At 62.2% G+C, this 1,114-nt stretch carries 1 protein-coding gene and 1 pseudogene; one reads left to right on the top strand and one right to left on the bottom strand.

Annotated elements, in window-relative coordinates:
- Positions 1 to 546: cbb3-type cytochrome c oxidase subunit I (locus tag A2J03_RS15335; RefSeq protein ID WP_197480795.1), on the bottom strand; the 546-nt coding region annotated here is incomplete at its 3' end.
- Between the two features lie 273 nt (positions 547 to 819).
- Here A2J03_RS15335 and A2J03_RS15330 point away from each other — a divergent pair.
- A pseudogene (locus tag A2J03_RS15330) lies at positions 820 to 1,114 on the top strand (transporter); the annotation flags it as partial.

Genomic DNA, 1,114 nt, shown 5'->3' with positions numbered 1-1,114 from the left:
GCCCAGGCCGGCGACGGCCAGACCCATGATCCACAGGTCTGCACCTACGCCAGGCGAGTGGAGTGCCGAGGTGAGCGGCGTGTACGCGGTCCATCCGAAGTCGGCGGCACCACCGGGAGTGATGAAGCCGGCCGTGGTGATCAACGCACCGAACAGGTACAGCCAGTACGAGAACGCGTTCAACCGCGGGAACGCCACATCCGGGGCACCGATCTGCAGCGGAAGAATGTAGTTCGCGAATCCGAACACGATCGGCGTCGCGTACAACAGCAGCATGATCGTGCCGTGCATGGTAAACAGCTGGTTGTACTGCTCGTTGGACAGGAACTGCATTCCCGGTACGGCCAACTCGGCACGCATCAGCAACGCCATCAACCCACCGACCAGGAAGAACCCGAACGACGTCGCGATGTACATGATCCCCAGAACCTTGGGATCAGTCGTCGTCACCGCCTTGTGAAGAAAAGAACCCTTCGGTCCCATCCGCGGCGGAAAAGGCCTCACCGCTGCAACAGCGGGAGTTGGCCTAGGCGCTAGGGCAGTCACTGATCCTCCTGAAGATGCGTTCCACCCCTCTTGCAAGAAGTGGGACGTCCTGGTGTCTTGCGCTCATCGAATCGTAGACGGTGCGAATGCCGAGCGCCGAACCGGTCCTACCGTGTGTCGTATTGGGATGTCGCACCAGCATGAGGCACATTCCGAGCACAGTTCGATAAGACATCGCAAACCTGCGTCACGGTCCGCTCCAGGCACTTCCGCGCATGTACCTCGCAGTGGATAAGGTGTGACGGCATCCCACTCCCGTTAGGAACTCCGCTGTTGACCGAACAGTCTTCTGTGCGCACCGCAACCGTCGTGTTGGCCGTCGGAGCGCTCGCCCTTGTTGCCGGATGCTCGGGAAGCTCGTCTTCCACCGACAACGCGTCGACGATCGTCCGGAGCACGACCAACATCGCCGGCGCCGGTGTGGTGGGCAACGACCGGGAGACCGTCGGATTGTGCCCGGACATGGCACCGGTGGATCCGACCGGCGTCGAGGGCTCGGTCCGGCCCGTCGGCCACAGTGGAGGCATCACCGAGGTACCAGCCGATCCGATGCGAGTCGTCGTATTGG

The sequence above is a fragment of the Rhodococcus sp. EPR-157 genome, assembly GCF_001647195.1.
Lineage (GTDB): Bacteria > Actinomycetota > Actinomycetes > Mycobacteriales > Mycobacteriaceae > Rhodococcoides.
This window is presented reverse-complemented; position numbering and strand designations above follow the sequence as displayed.